The organism is Streptomyces sp. NPDC059861 (assembly GCF_042731435.1).
Taxonomy (GTDB): Bacteria; Actinomycetota; Actinomycetes; order Streptomycetales; family Streptomycetaceae; genus Streptomyces.
Map to the genome: position 1 here is coordinate 32,219 of NZ_JBHWJQ010000012.1, position 15,051 is coordinate 47,269.

14 protein-coding genes and 1 riboswitch are annotated in these 15,051 nt (G+C 73.1%); of the genes, 5 read left to right on the forward strand and 9 right to left on the reverse strand.

Annotation, left to right across the window (positions count from 1 at the left end; all coding sequences use genetic code 11):
- Positions 1 to 260 precede the first annotated feature (260 nt).
- From ACFV6X_RS13225 to ACFV6X_RS13255, 7 genes are all read right to left on the reverse strand, one after another.
- Positions 261 to 1,154: an ECF transporter S component gene (locus ACFV6X_RS13225; protein ID WP_385381917.1), complete on the reverse strand. Its 894-nt coding sequence runs from the start codon at positions 1,152 to 1,154 to the stop codon at positions 261 to 263.
- Positions 1,151 to 2,866: an ABC transporter ATP-binding protein gene (locus ACFV6X_RS13230; RefSeq protein WP_385381920.1), complete on the reverse strand. Its 1,716-nt coding sequence runs from the start codon at positions 2,864 to 2,866 to the stop codon at positions 1,151 to 1,153. The genes ACFV6X_RS13225 and ACFV6X_RS13230 overlap by 4 nt, the downstream gene beginning before the upstream one ends.
- Positions 2,863 to 4,122 carry an energy-coupling factor transporter transmembrane component T gene (locus ACFV6X_RS13235; protein ID WP_385381923.1) on the reverse strand — a complete coding sequence of 420 codons (1,260 nt, stop codon included), beginning with the start codon at positions 4,120 to 4,122 and terminating at the stop codon, positions 2,863 to 2,865. The genes ACFV6X_RS13230 and ACFV6X_RS13235 overlap by 4 nt, the downstream gene beginning before the upstream one ends.
- Positions 4,115 to 4,750, reverse strand: coding sequence for an SCO2322 family protein (locus tag ACFV6X_RS13240; RefSeq protein ID WP_385381926.1), 636 nt, complete (start codon positions 4,748 to 4,750; stop codon positions 4,115 to 4,117). Before ACFV6X_RS13240 ends, ACFV6X_RS13235 begins: the two co-directional genes overlap by 8 nt.
- A complete protein-coding gene (locus ACFV6X_RS13245; RefSeq protein WP_385381929.1) occupies positions 4,747 to 5,967 on the reverse strand; it encodes a prenyltransferase/squalene oxidase repeat-containing protein in 1,221 nt (406 codons plus the stop codon). The genes ACFV6X_RS13240 and ACFV6X_RS13245 overlap by 4 nt, the downstream gene beginning before the upstream one ends.
- A gap of 117 nt (positions 5,968 to 6,084) precedes the next feature.
- A riboswitch (cobalamin riboswitch) is annotated at positions 6,085 to 6,210 on the reverse strand.
- Entirely contained in the window at positions 6,201 to 6,935 is a 735-nt protein-coding gene (locus ACFV6X_RS13250) for a GNAT family N-acetyltransferase (RefSeq protein ID WP_385381932.1), read from the reverse strand. It overlaps the preceding riboswitch by 10 nt.
- 132 nt (positions 6,936 to 7,067) lie before the next feature.
- A complete protein-coding gene (locus ACFV6X_RS13255; protein WP_385381935.1) occupies positions 7,068 to 8,090 on the reverse strand; it encodes an MBL fold metallo-hydrolase in 1,023 nt (340 codons plus the stop codon).
- A 176-nt stretch (positions 8,091 to 8,266) separates the two neighbouring features.
- On the opposite strand from ACFV6X_RS13255, the gene ACFV6X_RS13260 reads away from it, so the two are divergent.
- Positions 8,267 to 9,724 carry an aldehyde dehydrogenase gene (locus ACFV6X_RS13260; RefSeq protein WP_385381938.1) on the forward strand — a complete coding sequence of 486 codons (1,458 nt, stop codon included), beginning with the start codon at positions 8,267 to 8,269 and terminating at the stop codon, positions 9,722 to 9,724.
- A 3-nt stretch (positions 9,725 to 9,727) separates the two neighbouring features.
- On the forward strand, positions 9,728 to 9,961 hold the full coding sequence (locus ACFV6X_RS13265; protein WP_385381941.1) for a ferredoxin: 234 nt from the start codon (positions 9,728 to 9,730) through the stop codon (positions 9,959 to 9,961).
- Positions 9,962 to 10,289: 328 nt separating this feature from the next.
- Here ACFV6X_RS13265 and ACFV6X_RS13270 read toward each other — a convergent pair whose 3' ends face one another.
- Complete coding sequence (locus ACFV6X_RS13270) at positions 10,290 to 10,928, reverse strand: TetR family transcriptional regulator (RefSeq protein ID WP_385381944.1); 639 nt, start codon at positions 10,926 to 10,928, stop codon at positions 10,290 to 10,292.
- A gap of 231 nt (positions 10,929 to 11,159) precedes the next feature.
- Between ACFV6X_RS13270 and ACFV6X_RS13275 the strand changes: the two genes are divergently transcribed.
- Genes ACFV6X_RS13275 through ACFV6X_RS13285 form a run of 3 tightly spaced genes read left to right on the forward strand, consistent with a single transcriptional unit; the run spans position 11,160 to position 14,550 of the window.
- Positions 11,160 to 12,755: a glycosyltransferase family 4 protein gene (locus ACFV6X_RS13275; protein ID WP_385381946.1), complete on the forward strand. Its 1,596-nt coding sequence runs from the start codon at positions 11,160 to 11,162 to the stop codon at positions 12,753 to 12,755.
- Entirely contained in the window at positions 12,749 to 13,483 is a 735-nt protein-coding gene (locus ACFV6X_RS13280) for a class I SAM-dependent methyltransferase (RefSeq protein WP_385381949.1), read from the forward strand. The genes ACFV6X_RS13275 and ACFV6X_RS13280 overlap by 7 nt, the downstream gene beginning before the upstream one ends.
- Complete coding sequence (locus ACFV6X_RS13285; RefSeq protein ID WP_385381951.1) at positions 13,480 to 14,550, forward strand: prenyltransferase; 1,071 nt, start codon at positions 13,480 to 13,482, stop codon at positions 14,548 to 14,550. Before ACFV6X_RS13280 ends, ACFV6X_RS13285 begins: the two co-directional genes overlap by 4 nt.
- Before the next feature lie 59 nt (positions 14,551 to 14,609).
- Here ACFV6X_RS13285 and ACFV6X_RS13290 read toward each other — a convergent pair whose 3' ends face one another.
- Entirely contained in the window at positions 14,610 to 14,903 is a 294-nt protein-coding gene (locus tag ACFV6X_RS13290) for a hypothetical protein (protein WP_365445445.1), read from the reverse strand.
- Positions 14,904 to 15,051 lie beyond the last annotated feature (148 nt).

A 15,051-nucleotide genomic window follows, 5' to 3' on the forward strand; every position in this document is an offset into this window, starting at 1 on the left:
AAGCCTTTCCTCGGGGACGGGGGGTGCCGCGACACACCGGAACCACGCGACACGCGGTGGAGGTGTGCGTCGGCGCCGAGGCCCAGGGGGCTTGTCGGCGCCTTGCGACGTCGTCCAGAGAAGCAGCCGAGCGAAGTGTCCGCAATGACCGCTTTTACTAGTTGCGACCGCATCCGAGGCAAAGGTCCCTCGTGTGACGTGGCTCTCAATCCCCAGGTCAGGGGCCCTGATGCCGCGTACATGACAGGCCTGCGGATCTACTACCGCGGTTCGTTGGTGACGTGCGTCATGTGGGGTGCTTCACCGCCCGTGTGACCGTCCGTGCGCGGGCTCTCACCCTGCGATGACGACGGGGGAGGGGCGAATGTGACCGGCGTCTCGAAGGCGGCGCGGCGCGTGGCCCGGCGCAGTGCCCTGAGGACCGCCGGGCCGAGCGTGACGGTGAGGACGACCGTGACGACCGCCCGGCCCAGGTCCCAGCCGAGGGAGGTGGCCAGGCAGTACGCCAGGAACCGGGCCAGGTTGGCGGGGACCGGCGCGTCCGGGTCGAAGGCGATGTTCGAGGCCAGCGCGCCCATGAAGGGCCAGCCCGCGAGGTTCATGATCGTGCCGTAGGCGAAGGCCGCCAGGAAGCCGTAGCAGGCCAGGAGCAGCAGCTCGGCGCGGCCCCGCAGCCGGTCCGGCGCCGGGAGCAGGCCCGCGGCCATCGTGAACCAGCCCATCGCCAGCATCTGGAACGGCATCCACGGGCCCACCCCGCCCGTGAGCAGGGCCGACGCGAACATGGTGATCCCCCCGAGCACGAACCCGAAGCCCGGCCCGAGCACGCGTCCGCTCAGCACCATCAGGAAGAACATCGGCTCGATGCCCGCCGTACCGGCGCCGATGGGCCGAAGCGCCGCCCCCGTCGCCGCCAGCACACCGAGCATGGCCACGGCCTTCGGACCGAGCCCCGACTCCGAGATCGTCGCCGCCACCACTCCTATGAGGAGGACCAGCAGACCCGCGAACAGCCACGGCGCGTCCTGGGCGTGCGCGGCCACCTGGGAGGTGGGCGGCGCGAGGAACGGCCAGAAGAAGGCGGCGCCACCGACCGCGCTGGTGAAAGTGAGGGCGACGAGGGAACGGGGGCCGAGGCGGACGGGACCGGTCATGACAGCGCCTCCCTCACCTGGGGCACCGTGAGCCACCGCTGCGGGGCGAGGATCTTGGTGACCTGCGGGGCGAAGGAAGGGGACGAGACGACCACGTCCGCCGTCGGGCCGTCCGCGATCACCTCGCCCTCGGCCAGCAGGACCACCCGGTGGGCCAGCTCGGCGGCCAGCTCCACGTCGTGCGTGGCCAGGACGACCGCGTGCCCCTCGGCGGCCAGCCCCCGCACCAGCGTGACCAGACGGGACTTCGCCGCGTAGTCCAGGCCCCGGGTCGGTTCGTCCAGGAGCAGCAGCGGCGGGCGGGCGGTGAGGACGACCGCCAGCGCGAGCGTGAGGCGCTGGCCCTCCGAGAGGTCGCGCGGGTGCGCGCCGTCGGTGATTCCGGGAAGCAGCTCCGACACCAGCGCCCGGCAGGTGCCGGGCTCGGCGCCCGCGTCGGCGTCGGCCGCCGCGCACTCGGCGGCGACCGTCTCGGCGTAGAGCAGGTCGCGTGGCTCCTGCGGCACGAGGCCGACCCGGCGTACGAGTTCGGGGGGCGGGGTGCGGTGCGGGGTCGCGTCGCCCACGCGGACGCTTCCGGAAGACGGCTGGACGAGACCCACCAGGGTGCTGAGCAGCGTGGACTTTCCGGCGCCGTTGCGGCCCATGAGGGCGATGGTCTCGCCGGGGGAGACGGTCAGGTCGATGTGGCGCAGGGCGGGGACGCGGCCGCGGGTGACGGCGAGGGCTTGTACTTCGGCGGCGTACGGCGAGGCCGGAGGGGCGAGAGGGCGTCTGCGCCGGAACCGCCGGTGAGGGGCGCCCCAGGTCTCGGGGGGTGCGGATCGATCGCGGGTGCGGGTCCCGTGTGGCTGGTCACGCGGTTCCCCGCGCCCCCGGGAGGCGACGGTGTCCCGTCCCTCAAGTTGTCGGCGCAGGTCCGCGGCCCGTCTCCGGGCGTCCCGGACCGTGAGAGGGAGGGGGGACCATCCCGCCAGGCGGCCGAGGTCCACGACCGGCGGGTACACCGGGGACACGGCCATCATCTCGGCCGGGGTGCCCAGGAGTGGGGCCGCTCCCGGAGCCGGGAGGAGGGCGACCTGGTCGGCGTACTGGACGACGCGCTCCAGGCGGTGCTCGGCCATCAGGACCGTCGTCCCGAGGTCGTGCACGAGGCGCTGGAGGACGGCGAGTACCTCCTCGGCGGCGGCCGGGTCGAGCGCGGAGGTCGGCTCGTCCAGGACGAGCACGCTCGGGTGCGGGGTGAGGACCGAGCCGATCGCGACGCGCTGCCGCTGGCCGCCGGAGAGGGTGGCGATCGGGCGGTGGCGCAGATCGGCGAGACCGAGCAGGTCGAGGGTCTCCTCGACGCGGCGGCGCATCACGTCCGGGGCGAGGCCCAGCGACTCCATGCCGTAGGCGAGTTCGTCCTCGACCGTGTCCGTGACGAAGTGCGCGAGGGGGTCCTGGCCGACCGTGCCCACGACGTCGGCGAGTTCGCGCGGCTTGTGGGTGCGGGTGTCGCGGCCGGCGACCGTGACCCGGCCGCGCAGGGTGCCGCCCGTGAAGTGCGGGACCAGGCCGCTGACCGCGCCGAGAAGGGTGGACTTGCCGACCCCGGACGGGCCGACGAGCAGGACGAGTTCGCCTTCCGGGACCTCGAAGTCCACGCCCTGGACAGTGGGTTCGGCCGCTCGGTCGTAGGTCACGGAGACGTCCTCGAAGCGGATCATGAGGGCTTCTCCTCGGATTCCTCAGGAGCGGGTCGTGCCGATGTGGGCGGCTCGGGAGCGGGGGTGACGAACACCGGGAGCAGGCCAAGGAGTACGGCCGCGGCGGGCAGGAGCGGCAGGGTGGGGGGGACCAGCGGGATCACGCCCGGGTGCAGGGCCGCGGGGTCGGCGGAGGCCGCGAGGGTCAGCAGGACGGCGACCGCGACGCCGGAGGCGGCGACCAGGCAGGAACGGGCGTTCCAGGTGTCGGGGCGGTAGCGGGTGCGGGGGGTGCGACGGCCGCCCAGCCAGAGGCCGGCGAGCGCGGCGGCGAGACCGGCGAGCAGGACGGGCAGGCCGTAGGTGCCGCCTTCCGCGGTGAGCAGTCCGTACGTTCCGGCGCAGACGCCGAGCAGACCGGTGAGCGTGAGGGCGGCGGTCGTACGGCGGACGGCGGGCGGCACCCGCGCGGTACGGCCGTAGCCGCGGGCGTCCATGGCGGCGGCGAGGGCGACGGAGCGTTCGAGGGCGCCTTCGAGGACGGGGAGGCCCACCTGGAGCAGGCCCCGCAGGCCCTTGTCCGGGCGGCCGCGCAGACGGCGGGCGGCGCGCAGGCGCTGGGCGTCGGCGATGAGGTGCGGGGCGAAGGTGAGCGCCACGACAACGGCCACCCCCATCTCGTAGAGCGCGCCCGGGAGGGACTTGAGGAGGCGGGTGGGGCTGGCGAGGGCGTTGGCCGAGCCGACGCAGATCAGGAGGGTGGCCAGTTTCAGGCCGTCGTACAGGGCGAAGACGAGGGTCTCGGCGGTGACCCGGCCACCCAGGCGGATGCCCTGCGCCCAGGCCGGTAGGGGGACTTCGGGGAGGGTGAGAAGGGTGTGGGAGCCGGGGAGCGGGGAGCCGAGGGTGACGGCGAAGAGAAGACGGACGAACAGCACGGCGAGGGCGAGCTTGACGAAGGCGCCGTAGGAGCGGGCCCAAGGGGTGTGGGGGCGGCGAGTGGTGACGACGTAGGCCGAGACCGTGACGAGGAGGGCGAGGAGGAGGGGGTTGGTGGTGCGGGTGGCCGCGGTGCCCAGGGCCAGGGACCAGAGCCACCAGGCACCGGGGTGGACGGGTACGGAGTGCCGGCGTCGGGGGGTGGGGTGGACGTGCAGGCAGTGCCGGCGCCGGGGGGTGGGGTGGACGTGCAGGGAGTGCCGGCGCCGAGGGGCGGGGACGCCCACCCGCGCCGGCGGGATGCCCCGCCCGTCCGCCCCCGAGCCCGTGTCAGCCATGTCTGTGCCGGCGGGCCTGCCAGCCGGCTGCCGCGCCCAGTACCGCCACCGCCGCCACCCCGGCGACGATGCCAAGCGACGGGCCGCCGCCGCTCTCGTCCTCCGATGCCCGCGACGCCTTCCTCTCCGACGAGACCTGCTCCCCGCAGCCCCTCTCCGGATAGCCGCCGATCGCGCACAACAGGGCGTTGGCGTCGTAGCGCAGAGGCTTGGCGACCGCCGCCAGGGCGTCCGCCGTCGTCGCGTCCGGGGCGAGCCGGGCGCAGGCCGTGCGGGACGCGGGCGGGGTCTCGCCGGAGGGAGCGTCCGACGCCGTGCCGAAGTCGATGACCAGGGCCACCCGCTTCAGACCGTCCCGCGCGGGGGTGCCGGCGCAGATCGTCGTGAAGCCGGCCTCGCCGCGCGGCTGGGAGGCGTCCTGGGAGTCCTCGCTGACGGCGAAGCGGAAGCCCTGGACGGAGCGGTCGGCGGGGCGGGCGGTGGAGGGACCCTGGGTGGCGTACGTCCACGCCTTGCCCTCGCGCTCCCAGAACGACCAGTAGCGGTAGCCGGTGGCCTGGGCCGGGCCCGTACCGCCCGCCAGGGCGATCAGGAGGGCGGTGAGCAGGAGCGCCGCACGGCGGGTCACGGCTGCTGCTTCCGGTTCCGGCCGCTGAGCAGGAAGCCGATGCCGACACCGGCGACCAGGCAGACACCGACGTACCACCAGACACCGAAGCCGTCCTCCGACTCGGACTTGGCGTCGCTGTCCGCGGCGGCGGTCTGCTTCGCGGCCTGCGGGGCGGGCCCCGACGCGCCCAGCAGCCGCACGAGGTCCGTGCCGCCGAAGTCGCGCGGGTCGGCGCCGGCCGCGTGCGCGGCGAGGATCAGCTGGGCGTGGGCGGCGGGGCCGCTCTGCCTGGCCCACGTGGTGGCGTTCCGCTCGAGCCACTTGAGCGGCCCGGCCGCCTGTGCGGCGCCGCCCTGGGCGGCGAGGGCCACGACGGCGTCGGCGGTGTTGCCGTAGTCGGGCTGGTCCTCGGCACCGGCGAGCGCCGACATGAGGTGGCCGTCCGCGGCGAGGGCGTCGGCGAGGTAGGAGGCGCCGTTCGCGGCGGCCTGCTCGGGCGTGAGGTCGTCGCCGTCGGTGCAGGAGGGCGCGGCCCCGGTGCCGGCGGCCTCGGCGGTCAGGCCCTTGCCGAGCGCGCCCAGCACACCGGCCGCGGTGGCGTCCGCGTTGGCGGCGAGGGCACCCTTCTCGTCGGGCTGGTAGGCGAAGGCGCCGGCGCCCTTGCCGTCGTCGCACGGTATGGCGAACGCGAGCAGGGCGTCGTAGGCGGACCTGCCGCCCTTGACGACGTTCTTCGGCTTTTCGCCGGCGGCGGAGAGGGCGCCTATCACGAGGGAGGTCGAGTTGGCGTCGCTGGGGCTGCCGGCGGTGTAGCCCCAGCCGCCGTCCTTGTTCTGCGCGGACTTCAGCCACGTGACGGCCTTGCCGGTGACGGCGTCGTGCCCGCCGAGCGCGGCGAGCGCCTGCACGGCGGCGGAGGTCATGTTGGTGTCGACCGGCGTCTTGGCGTCGCAGGCCTTGGCGGTGTCGGCGCGGTACGGCGCGAACGCGCCGTCGGCGCACTGCTGTCCGGCGAGCCAGTCCACGGCCGAGGCGGCGGGCCGCACGCCGACGGCGTCCTGGGCGAGCAGGGCGAGCGACTGGCGCCACACGCCGTCGTAGGTCGGGTCGCCCGTGCCGTACAGGCCCGAGGGCAGCGACGGCGAGGGGCTCGCGGCGTGGGCGACCGGGGTCGCGGCGGCACCGATCACTGCGGTGACGGCCAGGGCCGCTGCGCTGCGGCGGACGACATTCATGATCGGCGGGTGCCTCTCCCTGCGGGGGAGCCGCGCAGCACGGGCAACCCCCGGGCGGCTCGGCTCCGTATACCTCGACGGTGCCGTACACCGGCCGGTTGCCGGTGCACTTGAGCCGGTCACGCTTCCGTGCGGGGCGGTCCGGCTCACAGCCTCGGCTGCTCACGGTTGCGGGTCAGCGCCGGATTTGCACCGGCTTTCCCCCGTACGGGTGTGATGACGACCGGGCCACTCTACCCGCCCGTAGCCGAACCCCCCGTGGGGCGCCGGTCACACCCGGCCGGGCCTAGGCCCGGGTCTGACCAGGCCGCCGCACGGCAGCGGCCGACCGGGCCGGACTCGTGGCGGAACCAGGTCGAGTCGATCTCGCGGCCGTCGCGCAAGGTGTGCCGGGGCGGCCCCTCGGCCGGGACGAAGCCCGCCCGCGTGAGGGCGCCCCGGCTGGCCGCGTTGGTCGCCTCGGTCCCCGCGTGGACGGTGTCCATGCCGAAGTGGGCGTGGCCGAGCAGCGCGCCCGCGTGGAACAGTTCCGCGCCGAGACCCAGGCCACGGGCGTGAGGGGCGAGCCAGCCGCCCGTCTGGCCGTCGGCGTGGTTCAACTGGAGGGCTCCCGCGTAACGGCCGTCGTCCCGGCGTACCGCCACCAGGACCGTGACGTCCGCCCCGGGGTCGAGTTCGAAGGTCGCGAGCAGCTCCCGTGGGAGCCTCCGGTCGCTGTCGCCCGGGCGCATGCGCACCAGCGTCTCGCGGAGCCGGATGTCGGCCACGATCTCCTCGTCCCGCAGCCCGAGCCACCGCTGGGCCCCGCCGTCCGACCCGGTCGCGATCGCGGCCACCAGGTCCAGTTGCGTCGCCGGCGTGTGGAGCAGCAGACGTTCGGTGTGCACCGTGTGCCGGCCGAGCGCGCACGGCGCCGGCACGGCGGGCGCCGGAACGGCCCTGCGGCGCCGTAGTCGCGGCCACGCCATGCGAACTCCCGTGGAGGACAAGGGATGAGAGAAGGGGTCAGGACGTACGAGCGGCGGTGGCCGCCGTCGTCCGGGGACCGGGCCGAATCTACCGGAGGTCCGGCCCGGGCTCGTCCCGGTGCCGCGAAGGCCTCAGACCGCCACGTACGTGACCGGATCGCTCCCCGGCACCGCCTCCGCCCGCCCCAGCTTCACCAGGCGGCGCAGATGGGCCTCCGCCTCCGAGACGGCGATGTTGCGGGAACCGTAGGGGATATGGGCCCAGGGGCGGTTCCAGTCCATGCGCTCGGCGAGCTGCCAGGGGGTGAGGGGCTCGGTCAGGAGCACCAGCAGACCGGTGAGACGCGCCTCGTGATGGGTGAGCAACTCGGCCACCCGGGCAGGGGCGTCGGTGAAGGCGTGCTGGTGCGCCGGGAGGACCTCGGCGGGCCCGAGGCGGGCGACGCGCTCCAGGGAGGCCAGGTAGTCGCCGAGCGGATCGGTGACGGTCGTGTCGTCCGGGTCCTCGTACAGGCCGATGTGCGGGGTGATCCCGGGCAGCACGTGGTCGCCGGAGAACAGGCGGCCGTGGCCCGGGAGCCGGGCGGGGTGCTCCTCCTCCAGGTGCAGGCAGACATGGCCCGGCGTGTGGCCCGGCGTCCAGATCGCGCGCAGCCGGCGGCCGGGGAGGTCGAGCAGCTCGCCGGGGACGATCTCGCGGTCGGGGAGGGCGGGGGAGAGGCCGGGGAGGCGGCCGCGGGCGGCGCGCAGGGGGGCGATGTGGGCCTCGGGGGCGCCGGCCGCGGTGAGTTTGTCCGCCATGTACGAGAACCAGTGCTCGGGACGGGCCTCGTGTGTGCGGCGTACCACCGCCGCGTCCGCCGCGTGCATCGCGATCCACGCCCCCGACGCCTCCCGCACCCGGCCCGACAGGCCGTGGTGGTCGGGGTGGTGGTGGGTGACGACCACGCCGTGCACCTCGGCGGCCGAGGTGCCGCACGCCGCGAGCCCCGCGGCGAGGGCGTCCCAGGACGCCGGGTCGTCCCAGCCGGTGTCGATCAGCACCGGGCCGGCGTCCGTGTCGACGACGTGCACGAGGGTGTGGCCGAGGGGATTGTCCGGGATGGGGACTTTCAGGGACCGTACGCCGCCACCGTGGTCGTGCACCTGCGTCATGGGTTCCCCCGATCGCCACCGTGCGGTCACTATAACTAGAACACGTTTCCATGGGAGCCCGAGTCACCGGTTCCGGGCCGTGGACTCCTCCGGGGCGAGCTGGTATCAGTCTTCGTAGTCCGCATACCTGATGGAGCGTCAAGGGCGCGGCGTCGGGGATCAGGGAGGCAGTCGCCATGACGGAGCTCGTGGAACACGGACAGCTGTTCATCGGCGGGGAGTTGACCGATCCCCTCGGCAAGGACGTCATCGAGGTGATCTCCCCGCACACCGAGGAGGTCATCGGACGTGTGCCGCACGCCTCGGCGGAGGACGTGGACCGGGCGCTCGCGGCCGCCCGCCGGGCCTTCGACGAGGGGCCCTGGCCACGGATGTCCCTCGACGAGCGGATCGCGGTCGTCGGGCGGATCAAGGACGGCATCGCCGCCCGGCACGAGGAGATCGCCCGCGTGATCTCGTCCGAGAACGGGTCGCCGTACTCCTGGAGCGTCCTCGCGCAGGCGCTCGGCGCGATGATGGTCTGGGACGCGGCGATCCGGGTCGCCCGTGACTTCCCCTGCGAGGAGACGCGCGACGGCGTGCTCGGGCGGCTCCTCGTGCGGCGCGAACCGGTCGGGGTCGTCGCGGCGGTGGTGCCCTGGAACGTCCCGCAGTTCGTGGCCGCCGCCAAGCTCGCCCCCGCGCTGCTGACCGGCTGCACGGTCGTCCTCAAGCCCTCACCGGAGTCGCCGCTGGACGCGTATCTGCTCGGCGAGATCGCGCGGGAGGCCGGGCTCCCGGAGGGTGTGCTGTCGATCCTGCCCGCCGACCGTGAGGTGAGCGAGTACCTCGTCGGGCACCCCGCGATCGACAAGGTGTCGTTCACGGGTTCGGTGCCGGCGGGGCGGCGCGTGATGGAGGTCGCCGCGCGCAACCTGACCCGCGTCACCCTGGAGCTGGGCGGCAAGTCGGCGGCGGTCGTGCTGCCGGACGCGGACCTGGAGAGCGCCGTGGCCGGGATCGTGCCGGCGGCCTGGATGAACAACGGGCAGGCCTGTGTGGCGCAGACCCGGATCCTGCTGCCGCGCTCGCGCTACCCGGAGTTCGCGGAGGCGTTCGCGACGGCCGCGAGCGCGCTCGTCGTCGGCGACCCGCTGGACCCGGCGACGCAGGTGGGGCCGCTGGTCGCCCGGCGGCAGCAGCGGCGCAACCTCGACTACATCCGCATCGGCCAGGAGGAGGGCGCCAAGATCCTCACGGGCGGCGGGCGCCCGGCGGGCCTGGAGCGCGGCTGGTACGTCGAACCGACCCTCTTCGGGGACGTCGACAACTCCATGCGGATCGCCCGCGAGGAGATCTTCGGCCCGGTGATCTGCCTCCTGCCGTACGGCGACGAGGCCGAGGCCGTGAAGATCGCGAACGACTCCGAGTACGGGCTGAGCGGCAGCGTGTGGACCGCTGACGTGGGCCACGGCCTCGAGATCGCCCGCCAGGTCCGTACCGGCACGTACTCGGTGAACACCTTCAGCCTCGACATGCTCGGCCCGTTCGGCGGCTACAAGAACTCCGGCCTGGGGCGGGAGTTCGGCCCGGAGGGCTACGGCGAGTACCTCGAACACAAGATGATCCACCTGCCGTCCGGCTGGGAGGGCTGAGCCGTGGGCGATCGCTGGCAGGTTCAGGTCGACCGCTCCCTGTGCATCGGCTCGGCCCAGTGCGTCCACCACGCCCCGCACGCGTTCCGCCTCGACACGGGCCGCCAGTCCCGCCCCCTCGAAGCGGAGGCGGACGCGGGCGAGGGCATCCTGGCGGCCGCCGAGAGCTGTCCCGTCGAGGCGATCACCCTGACGCTGCTGGGGAGCGGGGAGGCGGTGTTCCCGCCCGAGGAGTAAAGGGAGATTTGAGTAAAAAAATCCCCTCTGGGGGTTCTATTCCACGAAGGGCGTCTTACTCTGATATCAGGCCTACGGGACGAGTGAGGGAGTTCGACCGGAGTAGCCGACTCCTGCGAGAGGCGAGAGCTTCCGCCGGTGCCGACGTCGACGGTCGGGCTGAGAGGCCGGAAGGACGTCACGGCCGAGCGGACCGGGCGAACCGGAAGGCGACCCCCAGCCACCTGATCCGGGCAATACCGGCGAAGGGAACCCGTCTCGTAGGTCCTTTCGCTGTGCACGTGTCCACGCGTCCATGCTCCACGCCTCCCCGTGCACGCACCCGCGGCTACGCGTCCTCCGGCGTCGTCAGGTCGATCAGGCGGCACACCGTCTCGATGTCGATCTTGACCTGGGCGATGGAGGCGCGGCCCGAGAGCCAGGTGATGAGCGCCGAGTGCCAGGTGTGCTCGATGACGCGGACGGCCGAGAGCTGGGCGGGACCGGGATCTTCCAGGCCCATGGCGTCCAGGATGATCGCCGTGGTCTGCCGGGAGACCTGGTCCACCTCGGGGCTCACGCTGCGGTCCGCGAAGGTCAGGGCGCGGACCATCGCGTCGGCCAGATGCGGCTCGCGCTGGAGCGCCCGGAAGGCCCGCATCAGGGTCTCCGCGACCCGCTCCGCCGCCGTCTCGCCCGTCGGGGGCTTCTTGCGCAGCGTGCCGTGCATGTGCTCCAACTGGTCCTGCATGGTGGCGACCAGGAGATGGATCTTGGACGGGAAGTAGCGGTAGAGGGTGCCGAGGGCGACCTGCGAGGACTCCGCGACCTCACGCATCTGCACCGCGTCGAAACCGCCCCGGCTGGCCAGTTGGGCACAGGCCCGCAGGATGCGGCGCCGGCGCGCCTCCTGCCGCTCGGTGAGGGGCGGCGCGGCGGGGGCGGCGGGCCGCGCGCGACTGGCTTCCACCTTGGCTTCCGCTGGCATGAGGTCCCGTTTCGTGACAGTGCGTGAGGGCGTGCGATCGGACAGCATGGCAGGCGCGGACCGCCGCCGCGTGCCCCGGCGAGCCGTGGCGTGAATCACCTGATCCACTGCTCACAGCGGCGCTACCTGCCGGTAGATTCAGAGCCTCTTGAACGATCAAGTCTGTAACTTGTTCTAGATTAGCGTCCCGGCGTAATCTCGCGGGACAGTGCAGGGAGAAGGGGGCCCAGAGTGACCGCTGAGGCCAGTCAGGCGGGCTCTTTGGAGGCCCTCGCCGCCGACGGCTTGCGACCGCTCCGCATCGCGCTCCTCACGTACAAGGGAAACCCGTTCTGCGGTGGCCAGGGCGTCTACGTCCGGCACCTCTCCCGCGAACTCGCGCGCCTCGGCCACCACGTCGAGGTCATCGGCGCCCAGCCCTATCCCGTCCTCGACGAGGGCTACGACGGCCTGAGCCTGACCGAGTTGCCCAGCCTCGACCTCTACCGCCAGCCCGACCCCTTCCGCACGCCGGGGCGTGACGAGTACCGGGACTGGATCGACGCCCTCGAAGTCGCGACAATGTGGACCGGCGGCTTCCCCGAGCCCGTCACGTTCTCCCTGCGGGCCCGCCGTCATCTGCGCGCACGCCGCGGCGACTTCGACGTCGTGCACGACAACCAGACGCTGGGGTACGGGCTGCTGGGCGATGTCGGCGCGCCCCTGGTGACGACGATCCATCACCCCATCACCGTCGACCGGCAGTTGGAGCTGGACGCGGCGGAGGGCTGGAAGCGGCGGTTCTCCGTGAAGCGGTGGTACGGCTTCACCCGCATGCAGAAGCGGGTGGCGCGGCGGCTGCCGTCCGTCCTCACCGTCTCCGGCACCTCGCGCCAGGAGATCGTCGACCACCTCGGCGTCCGCGCGGACCGTGTCCACGTCGTGCACATCGGCGCCGACACCGACCTGTTCTCGCCCGATCCCTCGGTGCCGCGGGTACCGGGACGCATCGTCACGACGTCCAGTGCGGACGTGCCGCTGAAGGGGCTGGTCTTCCTCGTCGAGGCGCTGGCCAAGGTGCGCACCGAGCATCCCGAGGCCCATCTCGTCGTCGTCGGGAAGCGGCCCACCGAAGGTCCGGTGGCGCAGGCCGTGCAGCGCTACGGGCTCGAAGACGCCGTCGAGTTCGTCAAGGGGATCTCCGACGCCGAACTCGTCGACCTGGTGCGCTCGGCGCAGGTCGCGTGCGTGCCGTCGCTGTACGAGGGCTTCTCGCTGCCGGCTGCCGAGGCGATGGCCACCGGCACGCCGCTGCTCGCGACGACCGGCGGGGCGATCCCCGAGGTGGCCGGGCGGGACGGGGAGACGTGCCTCGCGGTGCCGCCGGGCGACGCGGGCGCGCTGGCCGCCGGACTGAGCCGGCTCCTCGCCGACACGGAACTGCGCGCACGCCTCGGCGCGGCCGGACGTGAGCGGGTCCTGCGCCACTTCACCTGGGCACGCGCCGCGGAGGGCACGGTGGCCCGCTACCGGGAGGCGATCGCCCGCGCCGGGGAGCGCCGGCGGCCCGGTGCGGCTGCGGTGACCGATCCCTCGGGCGGTCCGGAGCGACGCGGCACCCTGGTGGCGAGCGGCCCCGCCGTTCCCGGGACTTCGAGTCCCCACTCCTCCGGCGCCGAGGAGACGGACGCGGCCACCGGCGTCGCGGGCGGCGGCGGGCATCCCACGGGCCACGTCCCGGGCGGTGTTTCCGCGAACTCCCCTTCCGCGAGCTCCCCTTCCGAGCCCCCCGAGGCCACCCCCACCAGTACCACCGGCGTCTACCGCGAAAGCAGGACCACGTGCTGACCGTCGACTTCTCCCGGTTCCCGCTCGCCCCGGGTGACCGCGTCCTGGACCTCGGATGCGGCGCCGGCCGGCACGCGTTCGAGTGCTACCGGCGCGGCGCGCAGGTCGTCGCGCTGGACCAGAACGGCGAGGAGATCCGCGAGGTCGCCAAGTGGTTCGCCGCGATGAAGGAGGCGGGTGAGGCGCCCGAGGGCGCCACGGCGACCGCCATGGAGGGCGACGCCCTCGCCCTGCCCTTCCCCGACGAGTCCTTCGACGTCGTCATCATCTCCGAGGTGATGGAGCACATCCCGGACGACAAGGGCGTACTCGCCGAGATGGTACGGGTCCTCAAGCCCGGCGGCCGGATCGCGATCACCGTCCCGCGCTACGGGCCCGAGAAGGTCTGCTGGACCCTCTCCGACGCCTACCACGAGGTCGAGGGCGGCCACATCCGCATCTACAAGGCGGACGAACTCCTCGCGAAGATACGCGAGGCCGGCCTCAAGCCGTACGGCACGCACCACGCGCACGCCCTGCACTCGCCGTACTGGTGGCTGAAGTGCGCGTTCGGCGTCGACAACGACAAGGCGCTGCCGGTGCGGGCGTACCACAAGCTGCTGGTCTGGGACATCATGAAGAAGCCGCTGGCCACGCGGGTCGCCGAGCAGGCGCTGAACCCGCTGATCGGCAAGAGCTTCGTGGCCTACGCGACCAAGCCCCACCTGCCCTCCGTGGACGCCCGGTGACCACTCCCCGGACAGAACACCTCGTCCTGCCCGGGGTCCTCACCGCCGAGCAGGCCGCCGCGACCGTACGCGGCATCCTCGCCGTGCAGCGGGAGGACGGGGCGATCCCGTGGTTCCGCGGGCACCACCTCGACCCGTGGGACCACACCGAGGCCGCGATGGCGCTGGACGCGGCCGGCGAGCACGACGCCGCAGAGCGTGCCTACCTGTGGCTGGCGGCCCATCAGAACCAGGACGGCTCCTGGTACGCGGCGTACGCCGACGGGGCGCACGACGACGTCACCGACCGGGGGCGCGAGACCAACTTCGTCGCGTACATAGCCGTGGGCGTCTGGCACCACTACCTCTCCACCGGCGACGACACCTTCCTCGACCGCATGTGGCCGGTGGTGTACGCGGCCGTCGAGTGCGTGCTGTCGCTCCAGCAGCCCGGCGGGGAGATCGGCTGGAAGCGGGAGGACGACGGGACGCCCGTCACCGACGCCCTGCTCACCGGGTGCTCGTCCATCCACCAGGCGCTGCGCTGCGCGCTCGCCATCGCCGAGCAGCGGGAGGAGCCGCAGCCCGACTGGGAGCTGGCGGTCGGCATGCTGCGGCACGCGATACGCCGGCACCCGAAGCGGTTCCTGGACAAGGACCGCTACTCGATGGACTGGTACTACCCGGTGCTGGCCGGCGCCCTGACCGGCGCGGAGGCCAAGTCCCGTGTGGAAGAGGGCTGGGAGCGGTTCGTCGTGCCCGGCCTCGGGGTGCGGTGCGTGGTGCCCAACCCGTGGGTGACCGGCGGCGAGTCGGCCGAACTCGCCTTGGCGCTGTGGGTGATGGGCGAGTCCGACCGCGCGCTGGAGATCTTGCAGTCCATCCAGCACCTACGTGATCCGGAGACCGGGCTGTACTGGACGGGTTACGTGTTCGAGGACGACGCGATCTGGCCACGTGAGCTGACCACGTGGACGGCGGGCTCGCTGCTGCTCGCCGTCGCGGCGCTGGGCGGGCACGAGGCCACGTGTGCGGTGTTCGGAGGAGAACTGCTGCCGGTGGGGCTGGATCCGGACTGCTGCGACTGATCGGTTCGGCCGGCAGTCCCCCGCGCTCCTGCGGGGTGCTCCCGCTCACCGGCGTTCGGTCAGTGCTGGCGGTGCATGCGGCCCGCGATCGCGTGGCCGACGAAGAGGTACACGACCGCCGCCAGGCCGTAGCCCGCGACGACGCGCGCCCATGCCGCGTCGAAGGTGAAGAGGTCGTAGGACCAGCCGGCCAGCCAGCGCGCGGCGTCGTGCACGAACTGCACGAAGTCGTTGCCGGGGTTGGCGTCCAGCAGGTACATGAGGATCCACAGGCCCAGGATGAGGGCCATGATGTCGGCGACGATCGCTATGACCGTGCCGGCCTGGTTCGCACCGCGATATCTGGGGGACATGCCCTACGGGTTGCCGCTCATACCTGGCTGAAACCAGAAAGGTCCGCGGCCAGGGCCGGCGCTCATTTTCCCTGCGTTCGGGTGGAGTTGACCACTCCGGGGGATGATGTTCCACGGGGTCACTGATGATCCTGGCCCCTTGAGCGGC

What these genes read in the sequence shown, in the direction of transcription:
- ACFV6X_RS13225 (WP_385381917.1), bottom strand. Translation starts at nt 1,154, where the DNA reads ATGACCGGTCCCGTCCGCCTCGGCCCCCGTTCCCTCGTCGCCCTCACT.
- ACFV6X_RS13230 (WP_385381920.1), bottom strand. Translation starts at nt 2,866, where the DNA reads ATGATCCGCTTCGAGGACGTCTCCGTGACCTACGACCGAGCGGCCGAA.
- ACFV6X_RS13235 (WP_385381923.1), bottom strand. Translation starts at nt 4,122, where the DNA reads ATGGCTGACACGGGCTCGGGGGCGGACGGGCGGGGCATCCCGCCGGCG.
- ACFV6X_RS13245 (WP_385381929.1), bottom strand. Translation starts at nt 5,967, where the DNA reads ATGAATGTCGTCCGCCGCAGCGCAGCGGCCCTGGCCGTCACCGCAGTG.
- ACFV6X_RS13250 (WP_385381932.1), bottom strand. Translation starts at nt 6,935, where the DNA reads ATGGCGTGGCCGCGACTACGGCGCCGCAGGGCCGTTCCGGCGCCCGCC.
- ACFV6X_RS13255 (WP_385381935.1), bottom strand. Translation starts at nt 8,090, where the DNA reads ATGACGCAGGTGCACGACCACGGTGGCGGCGTACGGTCCCTGAAAGTC.
- ACFV6X_RS13260 (WP_385381938.1), top strand. Translation starts at nt 8,267, where the DNA reads ATGACGGAGCTCGTGGAACACGGACAGCTGTTCATCGGCGGGGAGTTG.
- ACFV6X_RS13270 (WP_385381944.1), bottom strand. Translation starts at nt 10,928, where the DNA reads ATGCCAGCGGAAGCCAAGGTGGAAGCCAGTCGCGCGCGGCCCGCCGCC.
- ACFV6X_RS13290 (WP_365445445.1), bottom strand. Translation starts at nt 14,903, where the DNA reads ATGTCCCCCAGATATCGCGGTGCGAACCAGGCCGGCACGGTCATAGCG.